Here is a 17,229-nt window from a genome sequence, read left to right as displayed (position 1 = left end):
GTTTAGAGCAAAGCGATGGTGAGCAGCGTAAACAGCGCCAGCGGGATGATTTTGCGTCCTCTCCGGCACGGGCGGCGTCTCCTTCTGGGCGGGATGATGACGGCTGCTTGCGGTCCCACAGGCGGCGGTGGTGGCGGTGGCGGCGGAAAGAAAGGAATGCACGGCATCGGCTGCGGGAACGGCGAAAATGGCGGAAACGGCGAGAAGTACGGATTTTGCCCGCCAAACGGGCTCACCTGCGTCGGGTAGTTGTGATCGGTGTACGGACTGACCTGGCTGAACGGCGCATTCTCATTTTGCTGGGGATAGCCCGGCGCGCTGCTGCTCCCAAAGGGACCGAACTGTCCATACGGGTTACTGCTGCTCCCGAACGGCCCTGCCCCAAATGGCCCGTACGGATTCATCTGCCCGTAGGGATAGCTGCTGCTGCCAAACGGTCCGAAGCCCTGGTAGGGAGTCCCTCCGGAAAACGGGCTAATATCGCCATATGGACTAGGGCCGCCGTACGGATTCCACCCGGGATAGCCTCCTCCCCAGTCTCCCCCGTATGGCTGGCGGCTGGCGACCTCCTCTACCTCCAGATCATCTATCTCTGCGTCCGGATCTTCGACTTCGACATACACGTTCTGGTCGTCGTAGTCGACTATCACACCTTCAAATATTTGCCCGTCGATCGCTTCAATGCGTACTTTTTTCTCGAGATGATCCTTGATGACGTTGTGCACATTATGGCGAATATCCTTGATCAGGCTGACGGTCTGCCCGTCGATCTGATAAAGGTTTTTCTCCTCCTCAGACTGCATGGAAACTCCTCCCCTTCTGGTGTTTCTTTACTACCATATACAAAAGCCTATGGGGAGGTGTTCCGCTTTGCATGTGTGACTAGCCCATTTTCTCAATCATCCGCCGCAGACAGGGTCAAGACAGGAAGCGGCTGGGCAGGAACGGTGCGATCTGGCCGCTCTCGCCGCTTTCCAGATAATCGGCCATTCGCTTGGCAGTGACCGGCGACAGCAAGATTCCGTTGCGGAAATGTCCCCCGGCAAGCGAGAGTCCTTCCCAGCCCGGAACAGGACCGAGCAGCGGCCTTCCGTCGGCGGTTGCGGGGCGCAGTCCTCCCCACGCTTCCAGAAACGCTGCCGCATGCAAGGCCGGTACGTACGGCATCACTCCCTGAAAAATGCTGGCAAGACCGGCCAGGGTGACTTCGCGCTGGAAGCCGCTCTCGTCCTCTGTCGCGCCGATGACGATCTTGCCGTCCTTTTTCGGCGTAATGTAACCGGACTTGCCGAAAATGACCGTCCGCAGCGGGATGCCCTCAGAGGAGACGGCTGCAATCTGCCCGCGCACCGGCCGCACCGGAATGGCGACATCGAGCATTTTCATCATGATGCCCGCCCACGCACCGGAGGCGATTACCGTGTGCCCTGCGCGGATCGGCCCGGACGACGTCTCGACGCCGACGACGCGCCCGCCTTCTGCCGCGATGCCGCTGACGACGCAGCCCGAAAGCAGCGTCACTCCCTGCAAGCGGCAAGCCGTGACGAGGGAGCGCAGCAACAGCCTGTTGTTGATATGCCCTTCCCCTGGCGAGTAGATGCCTGCCACCGCGCGTTCGGTCAAAAGCGGCTCCACTTCCCGCAGCTCTTTACCGTTCACCCAGTGGACATCGTGACCCGCTTCTTTTTGCCACAGGTACTTTGCCCGCAGTTCCTCGCTTTCCTGCTCATCGAGGGCGACGGTGACGAGCCCCTCCAGACTTAGCTGTACATCTCCCGCCGTGACCTCCTCCAGCTCCTGCGCCCATTGCGGATACAGGCGCAGCGATTCCATCCCAAGGTCCACCATCGGGCCCGGCGATGCGAATTCTTTCAGCGGAGCCAGCATCCCGGCCGCAGCCGAAGATGCCTGACCGCCCCACTCTCCCTGCTCGACCAGCGTGACGGCCATCCCCCGCCGCGACAGCTCATACGCCAAACTAAGCCCAATGATACCTCCGCCCACAACCAGACAATCACTCATCGTTCTCTCTCCTTCTCTCCCTCACCGGATGCGAAAACTTACTTGAAGCGCAGAAATGAAAAAGCCCGCCGCTTCCTCGCAGGAAACGGTGGGCTCATACGCATATGACCAAAGACAAAAGCGCTGCTGGCTCGCAACCACTTCCCTGCGCCGGCATGATCCGGATCAGGTGCAATGGGTCGATGGTCGTCGCTGCCATCCTCTCAGCCCCGCATGAAGGACTCCCCAAGTTGCTTTCTTGTTATGTCATTTTCATTGACAAGTATAGTCCTCGTTCGGAGCGTCTGGCAAGCAAAAAAACCTTGGTACGGGCCTCGCCCGAAGGATGAATGAACGGGAATCAGTCCTCGTCTTTCACGTCGTAGCTTTCCGGTACGGTCTCATGGCGGGCTGTTTCCTCATACTCCCGCAGCCTGCGCAACTCCTCCAGATGGTGCTGGAACTGATGCTTGTTGATGATGTACTCGTTGCCGTCGTGCAACGCCCGGATTCGTCCTTCCTTGATCTTTTCCAAAATGAACGTCACCGGCAGTTCGAGATACTCTGCCGTCTCTTCGACGGTCAAATACGTCTTGTTCTCTTTCAATCTGGCCTCCAGTTCCGCTTTCTGCCGTTCGTAGCCTGGCTTGCCCAGCAAGGCAAACATGTTCTCCTTGTACGCTTCTACTCCCGGCTGGTCGAACGGATTGACGCCGAGTAAATAGCCGCTGATCCCGCACGCCTTTTCAAAGAAGTAGATCAGGGCGCCCAGATGGTAGGCTGTCGCCTTGGGAATTTCCACCAGAAGGTTCGGGACGCCGCCATCCACATGGGCCAATACCGTTCCTTCAAAAGCCTTTTTATTGACAAAACCCATCTGCTTGCCCGTCAGAAAATTCAATCCGTCCACATCGGCCGGGTCTTCCTGCACGGTTACGTCCACAGACGGCGTTCTCACCGAGATGACAGTCTCAAACAATTGCCGCATGCCATCCTGTATGTACTGGCCAAGCGAGTGCAAGTCGGTCGAAAACTCGGCGGACGCCGGAAAAATACCTTTTCCGTCCTTGCCTTCCGATTCGCCGAAAAGCTGCTTCCACCATTCCGAGAAGTAGCGGAATTGCGGCTCGTAGCTGACCAGAAGCTCGACCGTCTTGCCTTTTCGGTACAAGACGTTGCGAATCGCCGCATACTGGTAGCACTCGTTTTCCGCCAGATCCTGCTGCATGTAGCGCCGCCGGGCATCTGCCGCACCCTGCATGAGCGCGTCCAGATCCGCCCCGCTGACTGCGATCGGCAAAAGTCCCACGGGAGTCAGCACCGAGTATCGACCCCCCACGTCGTCCGGGATGACGAAAGTCTCATATCCTTCTTCATCCGCGAGCCTTTTCAGCGCCCCCCGCGCCCGGTCTGTCGTGACGTAGATGCGTTTCCTCGCGCCTTCTCGCCCGTACTTGCGAACCAGCCAGTCGCGGAACAGTCGAAAAGCAATTGCCGGCTCTGTAGTTGTCCCGGATTTGGAAATGACGTTGATCGACACTTCCTTGTCCTCCAGCACGTCCATCAAGTGCGAAACGTAGACCGGGCTGATGTTGTTGCCTACAAAATAAATTTCCGGGGTGCGCCGTTTGGATTTGGGCAGCAGATTGTAGAAGCTGTGCCCCAAAATGTCCAGTACGGCTTTTGCCCCCAGATATGAACCTCCGATTCCAATCACCAAAAGCACATCTGAATCAGACTGAATACGTGCTGCCGCTGTCCGAATCCGCTGGTACTCGGCACGATCGTACAGTTCGGGCAAGTCTACCCACCCGAGAAACTCTCTGCCTGGTCCTGTTTTCCTGTGCAGCATCTCATGCGCTTGTCCAATCGCCGGAGCGAGCAGCTCCCATTCATGTGGTTTGACAAAAGCAAGAGCATTGGAGTAATCAAAACGGATCGCTTGGTTCATGGCTCCCCTCCCAGGAACGTCATTTTTTCCTTATCTTATCACGGCTAAACGGCGGAAAGTACAATCCGTCAAAACATGACAAATTGCGACTTAAATAAAATTTTTTCGATACAGAAGCCATTTTTTCGACACGCTTCGCAAGGCAGCTTTCTTCACGATCTCGCCGCGACAGCGCGTATCTCTGCCAGCGTCTCCTGGTCCAGCTCCACGTCGGCAGCAGGCAGGATGCTTTCGACATGATCGGGCCTCCGCGCGCCGACGATCGCGCTGGTCAACGCCGGATGCGCCAGCACATAGGCAATCGCGAGCTGGGCGACGGTGATGTCCAGACGAGCGGCGATGCTCTTCAATTTCTCAACCCGGTCGATGTTTCGTTTCAGCGCCTCGCCCGTATACGCCTTGTGGCGGGAGCGCCAGTCCGTTTCCGCAAACGTGGAGCCGTACGTATACTTGCCCGACAACAGTCCGGAAGCGAGCGGGCTGTACGCTACGACCCCGATGCCACGCTCCAGGCAGAAAGGCAAAAGCTCCCGCTCCGCCTGCGGCACCAGGATGGAGTACGGCGGCTGCAGCGAGTCCACATGGCGGACGGCAAGCGACTGTTCGAGCAGCGGAATGTTGTAATTGCACAGTCCGATATAGCGCACCTTTCCGTCCTGGACGAGCCGCTCCATCGCCCGCATCGTTTCTTCCGCAGGAGCCTGCGCGTCCGTATCGGGATAGTGCATCTGGTACAAATCAATCGTATCGGTTCCCAGCCGGCGCAGGGAGGCTTCTGCTTCCCGCATGATGGAAGCGTACGTGCCGTTTTTGACAAGGCGGCGCTCCTCGTCCCACAAGTACCCGCACTTGGTCGCCAGCACGACCCTCTGGCGGTCCTTCCCCAGCGCCTTGCCGATCAGCTCCTCGGCATGTCCCAGACCGTAGACGGGAGCGGTATCAAAAAAGGTGATCCCGGCATCAAGCGCAGCGCGTACACTTTCCATCGACACCCGGTCGTCCTGCTCTCCCCAGGACATCTCCCAGTTGGCTCCGCCGATCGCCCACGAGCCAAAGCCGATCACCGAGATCATGGGGCCGTCTTTCCCGAGCTGGCGATATTTCATGGTGTCTCCTCCTTTTGCATCTACAGATGTTTTACCACTCCCTGGCCCCTTCCGTAAATGGCATCCCAGCGCTGGACTCGTGAAAAGAAGTGCCGGGGACGCTGCCGGGCAGGCATGAAAAGTAAAAAACAGGCACCCGCCAGCTACAGCTGCAGGTGCCTGCTTACGTCGGAAACGTATCCGTCATCAGCTTCAACAGAAAAAACAGCACAATACCAGCGCTCGCAACCGTCCACCAAACAGGCTTGCTGTCTGCCTTGCCTGTCTTGTAAATGCCGATCAGCTTCCAGGTGCCCACGGCCACACAGAGGAGACTGATCAGGAGCAGGATTGTCCCCATGATCTCCCTCCTTTCCCTCTCCTAGCTATATGGGAGGGAAGGAAAAAAAATCACTCCTTCGGCACATCCTTTTTGCCCAGCCTGTTTACGACCGCGCGTCCGCGCTGCTTGACCGACTCGTCCCTGACACTCAGCTCGCGCCTTTTCATCATGCCGTTTTTGGACGTATCCGGCCTCTCGTTCTGCCGTCCATCACGCATCAGCTGTACTTTCCTTTGCCTTTTTTGTCGTATTCCTCGAGCAGTTCGGCAAAGCTTTTGTTCTTTTCCCGCTCTTCCTGCTCGCGCCGTTTCTTCTCCGCCGCTTCCTGCGCCTGCCGCTCGCTTTCCGCTTTCATATCTTTTTCCAGCTGCTTCAATTTGCCAAGCGCGCTTTCATTCAGCATTTCCTTCAGGCTAATCCCGCTTTTGACCTCAGTGGCCCCCGCACTCTCCGAAGACGTGCGCTGCGGCTTGCGTTGCTGCTTTTTCGCCATCTGTGTTCCATTCCTTTCCTGTTCCTTATAATGCCCTCATTCAATGGCCGGCGGTTGGTCATACTAACTCCATCCGACATCAAAGAGGAGGGAATGACATGGTACGTAACAAGGCAAAAGACTTTGGAAAAACCGCCGAAATCCGCGGGCCCAAAGCCCAGTCCGAAGCTGTCCGATCTGACGGCTCCATTAATAGTGAACCACAAGAGCGGTTAAAAGAAAACCGTTAGACCCGCAAAACAGACCAAGCCGCCGATCCTATGGGACCCGGCGGTTTTTCCTGATGGTGCTCCCCGGCAAATGGGCAGCCGCACTGGTATAAGGGGGATGCGCTTGCAGCATCTTAAAACGAGGGAAGCCTGCCCACAAAGGAGGTCCTATGGATGGACAATGACAAACAGGAAAAGAAGGAAACCGACGACATCTCGATCGACGGCACGCTGCCGCATCAAATCAGCGCGCCGGATTTCAAGCATTCTTCCCGCTCGATCCAGAAGCCGTTCGTCAACGGATTTGGCGTCGTGATCGGAGACAGCCAGTACAATTCGCCACAGTCGCCGCTCAACAACTGGAGCACGCAGACCGATCCCGCCATCATGGCCGGAGACCAGTGGGTGCATCCGACGAACGACATCGGCTGGAACACGTACGAAAACCGGGAACTGCTGGAGGACGAACAGCCAGACGGCGCCCGCTTTATGCATCCGACCCATGACGTGAGCAAAGGCAAGGATTGACGCCGCCTTCGCAGCAGCCCATTCGGCACCGCTTCACTGCCGGATGGGCTTTTCGTTTGTGGTACAATGGGCGTTAATAAGAAGAGAGGAGCATACCCATGAGTATCACGTTACAGATCGAACCCGCATTCGCTCTCGCCTATCGCCGCTACGCCGAATTTCAGCCGGGCGATGTCCTGCGCCTGTACGTTCGGACGAGCGGCCCCGGCACCGGCGGCATGTTCTACGCCATCGAAAAGGACGCGCTTGCGGAAGGCGATGCCGTCTTTGACGTGGAAGGGCTGCGCTTCGTCATACGCCCGACCGATTTTTGGTACTTCGACGGCGGCCATTTGACCTACAATCCCGCTTTTGGCGAATACGGCTTTTCCTTTTCCAATCCCCGCCTGGAAGACTAGCCCGGAGGCTTCCCCTGTCAGGAAACTTTTTCCGGGGATCGCCGTATAAATCAATGACCGCCATGACGTATGGGAGGAACCTGGAATGAATAAAAGCCGTTCGGTCCTCTTGGCCATCGGTGCCTTTTTGCTGACCAACCTGAAATGGCTTCTGGGTATTCTGAAGTTTTCCAAATTCGGTGCGACCTTGCTTTCCATGGTCATCAGCTTGTGGGCGTACGCTGTCTTTTACGGCTGGAAATTCGCCCTTGCACTCGTCTATCTGATCTTCGTCCATGAGATGGGGCATTTGATCGCCGCCAAACGCAAAGGAATCGCCACATCTCCTGCCGTCTTTATCCCGTTCGCCGGCGCCTTCATCTCCATGAAGGACACGCCCAGAGACGCCAGTACGGAAGCGTACCTCGCCTACGGCGGCCCACTCGCCGGGACGATCGCCTTCCTGCCCGCGCTGCCGCTCTATTGGTGGACGCATGATCCATTCTGGGCGCTGGTCATTTACCTTGGGGCCTTGACCAACCTGTTCAACCTGCTGCCCGTCTCGCCGCTGGACGGCGGGCGCATCGTCTCGGTCCTGTCGACCAAAATCTGGTTCTTCGGCCTGGCAGGACTCGGCTTCATGCTGTTTGCACGGCCCAGCCCGATCCTGGTGCTTATCTTCATCTTCGGGCTGATTACGTGGTGGAAACGGATGCGCGAAGACTATCTGCATCAGGTGCTCCAGTATGAACGGACGCATCTGAACGACTTTCTGGACGAGATCGGACAATGGCCGCAGCTCGAGTCGTCCTGGAACAAGCGCATGCAGCTCGGCGAGGAAATCAGCCGCCTCGAGAAAGCCGTGCCGCCCCAGGGCTTGCTCGTCCCTTTCCTGCAGGACAACAAGCGCTTCAAGCGCGACCGCCTGCGTCTCGACAAAGTGTACCTGTACCGGAAGTGGGATTTGTTCAGGGAGTGGGAGCGCGAGCCCGTCCTGTTCCCGAGCGGAGATCCCTTCCAGCCCGCGCCGTCGGAAGTCTTGGCCGAAGCGAAGCAAAAAGCGTTGCAGCGGCTGGCGGAGGTCGATGAACAGATGCATCGGCTGACCACGTACTATACGGCTCCTGCTTCGACCAAGTGGAAGGTGCTTGTGGCCTACCTTGGCCTTGCCGCAGTGCTGTCCGGCTTTTTCGTGTACGGACAGCATATTCTCGGCGCAGGCCCGTTCTGAACCGCAGCCGTCCGGCCACTGCCGCCGGACGGCGTTTGACCATCTGTGACCTTCTAAGGCCGCAAAAACGCGCGATATGGTTATCTGACCGACGCTCTTGTATGGCAACAAGGCATCAGCACCCATCACGGAAAATTATCGCCTTTGTCGGCAGCCGGAAAACCCTGTAAAATAGGAAGTATACATTCATAACATTCCAGAGAGGATGACTATTTTCTTGGATAGCGTTCCGATAGTGCTCGACCTTTTGCTTGTCGTATTTCTTGTCTTTCTGAACGGCTTTTTCGTGGCCGCAGAGTTTGCTCTCGTCAAAGTCCGGCAAACCCGCCTGATCCAGTTGGTCAATGAAGGGAACAAACGAGCCGCCTTTGCCCAAAAAGTAACGCAAAAGCTGGATGCGTACATGTCTGCCTGCCAGGTCGGGATTACCCTGGCGTCGCTGGGTCTCGGTTGGGTCGGGGAACCGGCCATCGCCCACATGATCGTGGAACCGCTTCTGGGCTCGACGGGACTTCCTGATTACGCGGTCTCTGCCATCTCGCTCGGTGTCGCCTTTGCGATCATCACGTTCCTGCACATCGTACTGGGTGAACTGGCTCCGAAATCACTGGCTATTCAGAAAGCGGAAGCGACTTCGCTGTGGGTTGCTGCGCCATTAATGTTTTTCCATAAATTATTCTATCCGGCGATCTGGTTTTTGAACGGAACCGCCAACGCGCTCATGAAACGACTGGGACTGGAGCCGGTGTCGGAGCATGAAGCCGCGCATACGGAAGAAGAAATCCGCATTTTGGTGAACCAGAGCCACCAAAGCGGCCATATCGACCAGACCGAGCTCGCTCTGGTGGAGCACGTCTTTGACTTTTCCGAAACCTTGGCCCGGGAGACGATGATCCCGCGCATCGATATGGTTTGCTTATATACCTCGAATACGTTTGAGGAAAACCTGGAAATCATCCGCACCCAGCGACACACCCGTTTTCCTGTTGCGGACGATGACAAGGACAACATCATCGGGTTTGTCCATGCGACTGATTTTTACCTGTCCGCCCTGCAAGACGGCCAAGCCGATCTGGCAAAACTGCTCCGTCCGGTGCTGACCGTTCCGGAGACAATGGAGATCAGCACCGTCCTGCGCCTGATGCAGAAAAAACGTTCGCAGCTGGCTATCGTCATCGACGAGTACGGCGGGACGGCGGGTCTGGTGACGATGGAAGACATCCTGGAAGAAATCGTCGGCGACATTCAGGACGAATTTGACGAAGAACTCCCGGAAATCGAAAAAGTGGAGAACGGTCTCTCCGTGTCCGGTATGCTGACCCTCGCCGATCTGAACGACCATCTGCCGTTTGAGTTGGAGTCGGAAGATGTGGACACGATCGGGGGCTGGTTGTACAGCCAGCTGGAGGAAGAGATTGCCGTCGGTGCCTTTGTCGAATGGGAGAGCTACCTGTTCACCGTCAAGCAAATGGACAATCACCGCGTGACCCGCGTCCTGATCACGCCCTTGCCTCCCCAGGAAGAAGAGGCTTCCGAAGAGCTGCAGACCGTATCGTAACCGCGAAAGCAAAAAACAAACACAGCGCCCCCTTCCAGCCGCTCAGGTATCGGAAGGGGGCGCTGAGCCTTCTATCGCTTGTCGCAAAAGAGAAGCATTGAAAATGGCAGGCATGGAGGAAGCCTCCCTCCTGCCGGTTTCCGCTGTCAGGAAACGAGCTTGAGGCCGACCACCGAGACGATGACCAGCGCGATGCAGACGATGCGCAGTTTGTCCCGCGGCTCGCCGTGCACCAGCATCCCGACCAGGGTGCCGCCGACAGTGCCGATCCCGGTCCAGACGGCGTAGGCTGTCCCCATCGCGATTTCCCGCATCGCTACGGAAAGCAGCAGAAAGCTAAGGGTAAAGCCTCCTGCCAGCACGAGCCAGGAGCGAAGCGACGGCTTTTGGTTGACCAGCGTAATCCCGGTGACGCCGATCACTTCACAGCAGCCGGCCAAAATCAGCGCGACCCATGCCATGCCGCTTCCCCCTCCTCTTGCGGTATCCGGTCTGGCTCACGCGTCGCCAGCTTCAAGCCGATGATGCCCGCCAAGAGCAGCGCGATCCAGCCGATTTTGACCCAACTGAACGGCTCGCCGAACCACACCATCTCGACGATAACCGTCCCCGCCGTCCCCAGCCCCACGAACACGGCGTACACGGTGCTCGTCGGCAGCTTTTTCCCGGAGTAGATCAGCACGACAAAGCTGGCCAAAATGGCGAGCGCGGTCAAAATCCACTCCATCCAATTGTTCCCATACTTCAGCCCCGCCACCCATGCGAACTCGAACAAGGCTGCAACCACGACCAGAAGCCAGTGTCTCCCCATCGTTCATGCTCTCCTCTCTATACCCGCATCCTGCCCCGCACCCATCGGCGGCGCATCGCCCGCGACGCAAAGAAAAAAAGCCGCGGTCGAATAACATTTCGCTATTCTCCCGGGCTTTTGTCCCTCCGTGACACGGCTGCGCCGTGGGTTTTCTCTCGGACCAGACCGGATGCTGACCATCCGCGGAACCCTAGAAAACACTGCGGTATGAAATTGGGTTTGTTTTCTGACTGATTGGTTTACCTTAGCACATTTGCTCTGGCCGTTCAATGGAAGCTGCTGGACGACTGCCTAGAAAAAGGACAGCCCGATGGCGAAGATGACGCCGGATACCAGCAGGGTAGTCACGCAGTAGCCCATGATGTCGCGCACGCCCAAGCCCGCGATCGCGAGTGCCGGCAGCGCCCAGAACGGCTGCGCCATGTTCATCCACGCTTCCCCGTAGGCAATTGCCATGGCCGCAATACCGCTGTCCACGCCCAGCTGCTGTGCCGCCGGCATGATGAACGGACCTTGGACGACCCAGTGTCCGCCGCCGGACGGAACGAAGAAGTTCACGAAGCCGGAGCTGAGGAAGGCGAGGAACGGGAACGTCTCCGGCGTGGAAATGGAGATGAAGGCGTTGGTCATCATCCCGCCCAGGCCAGACTGTTCCATCATGCCTTGAATCCCTGCGTAGAACGGGAACTGGATCAAAATTCCAGCCGTCCCTTTGGCAGCGTTTCCAACTGCTTTCATGTACGAGAGCGGCGTTCCGTGCAGCAGCAGACCCGTGATGAAGAAGAGCAGGTTGACGGTGTTGATGTCGACTTTGAAGCCTTTGTTTGCAAAGTAGTAGATCAGGAATGCGTAACCGAGCGCGCAGATGATGAGCGTCAAAATCCGGCTGTTTTCCACGACGGTCGCAAACGTTTTTTCAGAGGGCGCTGCATTGACGGCAGTCGCTGCGACTTCCTCTTTGGCGAACAGCTGCGGGTCGATTTCCACCACTTCTTTGCCGGTCGGCATCATCAGGCGGGTCATGATCGGCAGAGCGATCAGCAGGGCAACAGTAATGAACAGGTTGTAGCCCGAAAAGATCGTATCGGTCAGCGGGATCAGACCGACCGTTTTTTCCATCGGATTGCCAGCGGTAGCCGCAGTCAGCGGAACGGAGCCGGAGAGACCGCCGTGCCAGGTCAGAAAGCCGATGTACGCACAGGCGATCAGGAAACGGTAGTCAGAGCCTTTCACGCGCTTCGCCACTTCTTTGGCAAACAGCGCTCCAACGATCAGGCCAAAGCCCCAGTTGAGCAGACAGGCGATGGCGGAGCCCAGGGTGACGAGAATGACGCCTTGGGTCGGTGTTTTGGCGATGCCGGCGAGCCGGGTCAAGCCTCTGCTGACGAGCGGAGAGCTTGCCAAAGCGTGTCCGGTTACCAGGACGAGGGCCATCTGCATGGCAAATGCGAGCAGATTCCAGAAGCCATTTCCCCAAAATTGGACCATCTCGATCGGGCCGTGATCGGTAAAGATGAGACCGGATGCAAACAAAATGATCGTGAGAATGAGAGCGAATACGAACGGATCGGGCAAATACTTTTGCACCAGGGTCGAGAAAAAACGTGATAACGCTTTCATAATTGTCCTCCTTGCTTCTATGTGCGGATACCCCTCCAACACCTACAAGAATCGTGCCAACCGCTTCGCCGACGCACCATGACGCCATTGGCCGGTTCTGTCCGCTCGCGCAAAACGCCGGGAAAACGGGCAGTGGAAAGTGTTCTGGAGCTGCCTTGGCTGCACGCGGTACTTGTCCCGCACAGCGGCTTGTACGTGCCTGAACGAACAAAAAGTGTGTAAAAAGTAAACCTTCCGCCTACTTTTTACACACTTCTTCTTCATTCTTCCGATACGTCGATCCCGTACATGTCCATCTTGTACAGCAGCGCGCTGCGCGAAATGCCCAGCCGCCTGGACGTGCGCTGACGGTTTCCTTTTTCCCGCTGGAGCGCGCGCGTGATCGCTTCCTTTTCGACCTCCTGGAGGATGTCCTTCATCGGCCGGTCCTCCAGGCGCACGCCGAATGTATCCTGTCCGTCCGCTCCCTCCTGGCACGTCTCCTCCAGGTACGCCTGAATGTGCTCAGGCAGAATCGCCGGGCCGCTTGCCAGCACGACCGCCCGCTCGATCGCGTTTTCCAGCTGCCGCACATTGCCGGGCCAATGATAGTTGTTCAGCACATCCACTGCCGCCGGCGACAGGTAGCAGCCCTCCTTGCCCGTCTCCCGCCCGTATTTGTGCAAAAAGTGCCGGATGAGCAAAGGAATATCTTCCCTGCGGTCGCGCAGCGGCGGCATCTGGATCGGGACGACGTTCAGCCGGTAATACAAATCTTCGCGGAACAGCTGCTGGCGGATGCGCTCCCGCAGATCGCGGTTGGTCGCGGCGATGATGCGCACGTCGACTGGGATGGGCTCCACTCCCCCGAGCCTGACAATCGTCCGCTCCTGCAAGACGCGCAGCAGCTTGACTTGCAGCGGAGGCGTCAGCTCCCCCACTTCGTCGAGGAACAGCGTCCCTCCGTCGGCCGCTTCAAACAGCCCCTGCTTCCGTCCGACTGCTCCCGTAAAGGCCCCCCGCTCATACCCGAACAGCTCGCTCTCCAGCAGCTTTTCCGGGATGGCCCCGCAGTTGACGGGAATCAGCGGCCGATCCTTGCGCGGGCTGTTCAGATGGATCGCCCTCGCGATCAGCTCCTTGCCTGTCCCGCTCTCGCCCTGAATCAGCACCGTTGCCTTTGACATGCTGACTTTGCCTACCAGCTTGTACACCTCTTGCATCGCCGGGCTGAGTCCAACCAGAAATCCCGCGTCGTCCGGCTGCTCCTCCTGGGCGGGGTGCACGCTGCCGTCTTCGTCTCCGCCTGCTTCGGGCTGCTGCAAGGCTTTTCCTACCACCTGCTTGACCTGTGCGAGGTCAAACGGCTTTTGCACGTAGTCGTACGCACCGAGCCGCATCGCTTCCATCACGTCGTTGGCGGAACCGTACGCAGTCATCATGACCACGCTGGGAATCGGCCCCTTGCGCTGCTTCAGACGGCGCAGCGTCTCCATCCCGTCCAACTCCGGCATGCGCAAATCAAGCAGCATCACCTGCGGCTGGTAGTCGTCCAGCTGGGCCAGCGCCTCCGCTCCGCTCGCCGCTTCTTTCGTCTCGTAGCCCGCCTTGCGCAAGCTCGTGGACAACGCCTTTCTCACATTGGCTTCATCGTCGACCAACAGAATACGTCTATTCATCGTCTTCCTCCTCCCACCTGCCCGGCAGCGCCACGGTAAACCGGACGCCCCCCGGAACATTTTGCGCAGTAATATGGCCGCCGTAGGCATGCACGATCCTCTGGGAAATAGCCAGTCCAAGCCCTGCCCCTGACGGCTTCGTCGTATAGAACGGCTCAAACACGGAGAGCAGATGCTCTTCTGCAATCGGCTCGCCTTCGTTCGTCACGTGCACGCACGCCTGATCGCCGTCCATCTCCGTCTGAATTTGCACAATCCCGCCGTTTGGCATCGCCTGGATCGCATTCATCAAAATATTCAGGAACACCTGCTTCAACAAGTCAGGCGAAGCAAGGACGTACGGGGCATGGTCGCCGTAGCAGCGCTCCACTGAAATGCCTTTGGCGGCGGCGCTCCGCTCGACCAGCATCACGGTCTGATTGATGACGTCCCAGACGTGGATCGGGACGTGGGCTTCCTCATTGGGCCGGGTAAAGAGCAGCAGTTCGTCCGCGAACCGGTTCAGCCGCTCCACTTCCTCCACGATGATCTCCGTGTACTCCCGGCTGGCGTGCTCCTGCGGCAAATCTTCCTCGATAATCTGGGCAAACGCCTTGATCGACGTAAGCGGATTGCGCACCTCGTGAGCGATGCTGGCAGCCCACTCGCCGATCACAGCCAGCCGTTCCGCCTGGGCAAGCCGCAGCTCCATCCGTTTCCACTGCGTCCGTTCGTCGAGCACCACGATCACCCCCAGCACCTGTTCCGTCGGGCTCATCCAGATGGACGTTGCGACCTTCACATACCGCCGCCCCGTCTCCGGATGGACGTATTCCCACTCCGCATCCCGGATCGTCTGTCCGTGCCGGAGCGTCTCCGTCAGCAGATCAACGAATGACGGGCTCTGTGCAAATACGTCCGTGTACATCCGCCCCATGACCTGTTCGGCGGGCCATCCCGTTATTTTGGCGGCAGCCTCGTTCCAGGAAGTGACCCTGCCCTGGTCGTCCAGGGCAAGTACGCCGCTGTCCATGCTTTGCATGATCGTCTCCGTATGCGTCCGGCTCGCCTGCAGGTCTCCTGCCATTTTGTTGATCGCCTGGAAGATTTCCCCCGGCTCCCCGGCCAGCCGTCTCATGCGAAAGGACAGGTCCAGACTGATCGCCCGCAGGCCCGCCTTGATTTCCTCCAGCAGCGCCTCCAGCCGGTGGACCATCAGACCGCTGGCTCCCGCCGCGATCAGGCAGCCGATTCCCGAGATGAGGTAAATGATTCTGCGCATTCCAGCGAGCTGCACGTCAATATTGCTCATCAGCTCGTTCGCCCACGTATAGCCGATGGTCTTCCCGTCCCGCTTCAGCGGGTACATCGCGTTCATGATGTTGCCCCGCACCTGCTGCCCGATGGCGACCTCGGGCTTGCCGCTCTCCATCACGAGCCGCCCGAGATGGTCAGGGGAGATCGATTCGCCGACATGGAACTTCAATTCCTGGCTGGGCCCGTAGGTGACGATGGCATCCAGATCGGCGGCGTAGTACCCGACACCAACCCCGGGATGCTCGGCCGCGATCCGGTCTGTAAGCGGTTGCAGCGCCTGGTTCAAATACGCGATTTTTTGCGCCCGCGACGCTTCCTGCACGCCGAGCCTCCGGGCCAGGTCGTCGTAATCTTTGGGCAGCGCGAAATCAAGCTGCTGCGTAATGGCGATCAGCTTTTGCTTTTTTTCCTCCAGCAGGGCTTGCTCAGCCGCATGCAGCAGCACCAGCCCTGTAATCAAAATCGGCAGGATCGTCACCGCCACCACCGAAGCGATCAGTCGTATCCGATAAAAGTTGGCTTTCACTGTTCATTCCTCGCTCTTCCTTACCGCATCTATGTTATTCTATCATAGAGAACACGAACTATTACCTGGCTAACAAAAAAGGAGCACGATCATGACTCGCGTATTATTTGTCTGTCTCGGAAACATCTGCCGGTCTCCGATGGCGGAAGCGGTCTTTCGCCATCTCGTCGAACAGGAGGGCTTGGCCGCAGAAATCTCCATCGACTCGGCCGGGATTGGCGGCTGGCACGCAGGGGAACGCCCGCACGCGGGGACGCAAAAGATCCTGAACGAGAAGGGCATCGCCCACGACACCTTGCGCGCCCGCCAGATCACGCCCGACGATTTTGCCGCCTTCGACTACGTCGTTTGCATGGATGAGGAAAACCTGTCCGCTCTGCAGCGAATGGCTCCCGCCGGCAAAAAGGTGTACCGGCTGCTCGATTTCGCCTCGGCGGCCAAGGAGCAAAACGTGGAAGACCCGTACTACACCGGTCGCTTTGCCTACGTCTACGAACTCGTCGAGGACGGCTGCCGCGGGCTTCTGGCGCATATTCAAAAGCAAAAGGGATAGCCCCTCGCCCGGTGGCTATCCCTTTTTGCATGCTTTTGCCTGGTCGCGTGTTTACACGGCTACGGTCGCAAACTCTGTCTGGTCCCGCAGCCATTTGACGGTGCTGCCGATCAGCCGCTGGTAGCTGTCAGCAGAGGAGAAGGTATGGTCCCCGCCGATGATGATCTCGGTCTCGCAGCTGCCTCTCCGGCGCAAGCGAAGCTCCCGTTCGTAATGGAACATCGCGTCGACCGAGATGACGTCGTCCCGGTTGCCGTGCAAGAGCAGGACTTCTCCCTCGTACTGCTTGGCCTGGCGAAGCGGGAGCGCACCGCTCAGCGACTGGAAGAAGCGGTCCTGGAGCAGGTAGCCGTGATGGTCCGTTCTGCCGAGCAGCAAGGCTTCCTGGTACTCTTTTTCGCCCACGATGCGGACGATGTCGTCGTACGGCCGGGCGACTGCGGCCCAGAGCACGAGCGAGGAAATCCGCTTGTCCTGGCTCGCCGTCAGCATGGCGACGGCACCGCCCAGGCTGTGGCCGATGAGGCTGACGCGCTCGGGATCGATCTGGTCCAGACGAAACGCGTAGTCGAGAACGTCGCGCGTCTGGGTGAGCAGGACGTCAAGCCCCCCTGCCCCGTAATCGCCGCCGCTCTCGCCGCATCCCCCGTAGTCAAAGCGCAGCACGGCAAATCCGCTGGCGGTCAGTTCTCTGGCGGCCTTGACAAACAAACGGTCGACCCCGATGCGGCTGCCGATGAAGCCATGGCAGATGATGACAAGCGGATGCTTTGCGGGAGCACGGTCCCCCGTTTCGTCCGGTACATGCAGGGTAGCCGCCAGGTTGATGTCCCCGCTTGGAATGTACAAAGTCCGTTCCATTTGAACACACCTCATTTATTTTCAGTAATCCGAGTAGTTTACTTTGTTATGTACATTATGCTGGATGGCCGGGCTTTTGTCAAGAAAGATGACAGGTCAGGACAGGAGGCCGCTACGACTCCGCATTC

The 17,229-nt window shown here is 58.2% G+C and carries 19 protein-coding genes, 1 pseudogene and 2 riboswitches; of the genes and pseudogenes, 6 read left to right on the top strand and 14 right to left on the bottom strand.

What is annotated here, in order from left to right:
* Window positions 1–2: 2 nt before the first annotated feature.
* The 8 genes and pseudogenes from ACFSO0_RS03865 to ACFSO0_RS03830 form a co-directional block, all read right to left on the bottom strand.
* Window positions 3–803 (bottom strand): LSm family protein, encoded by an 801-nt coding sequence (locus ACFSO0_RS03865; RefSeq protein ID WP_376876582.1) that lies wholly within the window; start codon window positions 801–803, stop codon window positions 3–5.
* Between the two features lie 115 nt (window positions 804–918).
* Entirely contained in the window at window positions 919–2,022 is a 1,104-nt protein-coding gene (gene thiO, locus ACFSO0_RS03860) for a glycine oxidase ThiO (protein ID WP_376876579.1), read from the bottom strand.
* A 125-nt stretch (window positions 2,023–2,147) separates the two neighbouring features.
* A riboswitch (TPP riboswitch) is annotated at window positions 2,148–2,260 on the bottom strand.
* Between the two features lie 102 nt (window positions 2,261–2,362).
* The gene (locus tag ACFSO0_RS03855) at window positions 2,363–2,587 is read right to left on the bottom strand and encodes an excisionase family DNA-binding protein (protein WP_376876917.1); all 225 of its coding nucleotides are present in this window, start codon (window positions 2,585–2,587) and stop codon (window positions 2,363–2,365) included.
* A 15-nt stretch (window positions 2,588–2,602) separates the two neighbouring features.
* A pseudogene (locus tag ACFSO0_RS03850) lies at window positions 2,603–3,952 on the bottom strand (glucose-6-phosphate isomerase); the annotation flags it as partial.
* Window positions 3,953–4,104: 152 nt separating this feature from the next.
* Window positions 4,105–5,058: an aldo/keto reductase gene (locus ACFSO0_RS03845; RefSeq protein ID WP_376876576.1), complete on the bottom strand. Its 954-nt coding sequence runs from the start codon at window positions 5,056–5,058 to the stop codon at window positions 4,105–4,107.
* 163 nt (window positions 5,059–5,221) lie between these two features.
* The gene (locus ACFSO0_RS03840) at window positions 5,222–5,398 is read right to left on the bottom strand and encodes a hypothetical protein (RefSeq protein ID WP_376876573.1); all 177 of its coding nucleotides are present in this window, start codon (window positions 5,396–5,398) and stop codon (window positions 5,222–5,224) included.
* Between the two features lie 50 nt (window positions 5,399–5,448).
* Window positions 5,449–5,598 carry a hypothetical protein gene (locus tag ACFSO0_RS03835; RefSeq protein ID WP_376876570.1) on the bottom strand — a complete coding sequence of 50 codons (150 nt, stop codon included), beginning with the start codon at window positions 5,596–5,598 and terminating at the stop codon, window positions 5,449–5,451.
* Window positions 5,598–5,873 (bottom strand): YqkE family protein, encoded by a 276-nt coding sequence (locus ACFSO0_RS03830; RefSeq protein ID WP_376876567.1) that lies wholly within the window; start codon window positions 5,871–5,873, stop codon window positions 5,598–5,600. The genes ACFSO0_RS03835 and ACFSO0_RS03830 overlap by 1 nt, the downstream gene beginning before the upstream one ends.
* Window positions 5,874–5,971: 98 nt before the next feature.
* Between ACFSO0_RS03830 and sspK the strand changes: the two genes are divergently transcribed.
* The 5 genes from sspK to ACFSO0_RS03805 all read left to right on the top strand — a co-directional run bounded on the left by sspK (window position 5,972) and on the right by ACFSO0_RS03805 (window position 9,776).
* Complete coding sequence (gene sspK, locus ACFSO0_RS03825) at window positions 5,972–6,103, top strand: small acid-soluble spore protein K (protein ID WP_003391014.1); 132 nt, start codon at window positions 5,972–5,974, stop codon at window positions 6,101–6,103.
* Between the two features lie 153 nt (window positions 6,104–6,256).
* A complete protein-coding gene (locus ACFSO0_RS03820; RefSeq protein ID WP_376876563.1) occupies window positions 6,257–6,610 on the top strand; it encodes a DUF3905 domain-containing protein in 354 nt (117 codons plus the stop codon).
* A gap of 98 nt (window positions 6,611–6,708) precedes the next feature.
* Window positions 6,709–7,008, top strand: a complete 300-nt coding sequence (locus ACFSO0_RS03815) for an iron-sulfur cluster biosynthesis family protein (RefSeq protein WP_376876560.1) — start codon at window positions 6,709–6,711, stop codon at window positions 7,006–7,008.
* A gap of 85 nt (window positions 7,009–7,093) precedes the next feature.
* Window positions 7,094–8,218, top strand: coding sequence for a site-2 protease family protein (locus tag ACFSO0_RS03810; RefSeq protein WP_376876557.1), 1,125 nt, complete (start codon window positions 7,094–7,096; stop codon window positions 8,216–8,218).
* Between the two features lie 217 nt (window positions 8,219–8,435).
* On the top strand, window positions 8,436–9,776 hold the full coding sequence (locus tag ACFSO0_RS03805; protein WP_376876554.1) for a hemolysin family protein: 1,341 nt from the start codon (window positions 8,436–8,438) through the stop codon (window positions 9,774–9,776).
* Window positions 9,777–9,922: 146 nt separating this feature from the next.
* On the opposite strand, the gene ACFSO0_RS03800 is transcribed toward ACFSO0_RS03805, so the two are convergent.
* The 5 genes from ACFSO0_RS03800 to atoS all read right to left on the bottom strand — a co-directional run bounded on the left by ACFSO0_RS03800 (window position 9,923) and on the right by atoS (window position 15,687).
* Entirely contained in the window at window positions 9,923–10,237 is a 315-nt protein-coding gene (locus tag ACFSO0_RS03800; protein ID WP_376876551.1) for a DMT family transporter, read from the bottom strand.
* Window positions 10,219–10,587 (bottom strand): DMT family transporter, encoded by a 369-nt coding sequence (locus tag ACFSO0_RS03795; RefSeq protein WP_376876548.1) that lies wholly within the window; start codon window positions 10,585–10,587, stop codon window positions 10,219–10,221. Before ACFSO0_RS03795 ends, ACFSO0_RS03800 begins: the two co-directional genes overlap by 19 nt.
* Before the next feature lie 104 nt (window positions 10,588–10,691).
* Window positions 10,692–10,792: riboswitch (guanidine-I (ykkC/yxkD leader) on the bottom strand.
* Window positions 10,793–10,878: 86 nt separating this feature from the next.
* A complete protein-coding gene (locus tag ACFSO0_RS03790; RefSeq protein WP_376876545.1) occupies window positions 10,879–12,207 on the bottom strand; it encodes a TIGR00366 family protein in 1,329 nt (442 codons plus the stop codon).
* Window positions 12,208–12,467: 260 nt separating this feature from the next.
* Complete coding sequence (locus tag ACFSO0_RS03785; protein ID WP_376876542.1) at window positions 12,468–13,865, bottom strand: sigma-54-dependent transcriptional regulator; 1,398 nt, start codon at window positions 13,863–13,865, stop codon at window positions 12,468–12,470.
* Entirely contained in the window at window positions 13,858–15,687 is a 1,830-nt protein-coding gene (gene atoS / locus ACFSO0_RS03780) for a two-component system sensor histidine kinase AtoS (protein WP_376876539.1), read from the bottom strand. Before atoS ends, ACFSO0_RS03785 begins: the two co-directional genes overlap by 8 nt.
* Before the next feature lie 91 nt (window positions 15,688–15,778).
* Here atoS and ACFSO0_RS03775 point away from each other — a divergent pair, with 91 nt between their 5' ends.
* Window positions 15,779–16,240: a low molecular weight protein-tyrosine-phosphatase gene (locus ACFSO0_RS03775; RefSeq protein WP_376876536.1), complete on the top strand. Its 462-nt coding sequence runs from the start codon at window positions 15,779–15,781 to the stop codon at window positions 16,238–16,240.
* Window positions 16,241–16,291: 51 nt separating this feature from the next.
* Here the strand turns inward: ACFSO0_RS03775 and ACFSO0_RS03770 are convergent, their stop codons facing one another.
* On the bottom strand, window positions 16,292–17,101 hold the full coding sequence (locus tag ACFSO0_RS03770; RefSeq protein ID WP_376876533.1) for an alpha/beta hydrolase: 810 nt from the start codon (window positions 17,099–17,101) through the stop codon (window positions 16,292–16,294).
* Between the last annotated feature and the right edge of the window lie 128 nt (window positions 17,102–17,229).

Origin of the sequence: Brevibacillus sp. GCM10020057, from assembly GCF_042683565.1 — a bacterium.
Classification (GTDB): Bacteria; Bacillota; Bacilli; order Brevibacillales; family Brevibacillaceae; genus Brevibacillus.
Note: the sequence above shows the minus strand (reverse complement) of the source record. Positions and strands in the feature narration are given on the sequence as shown.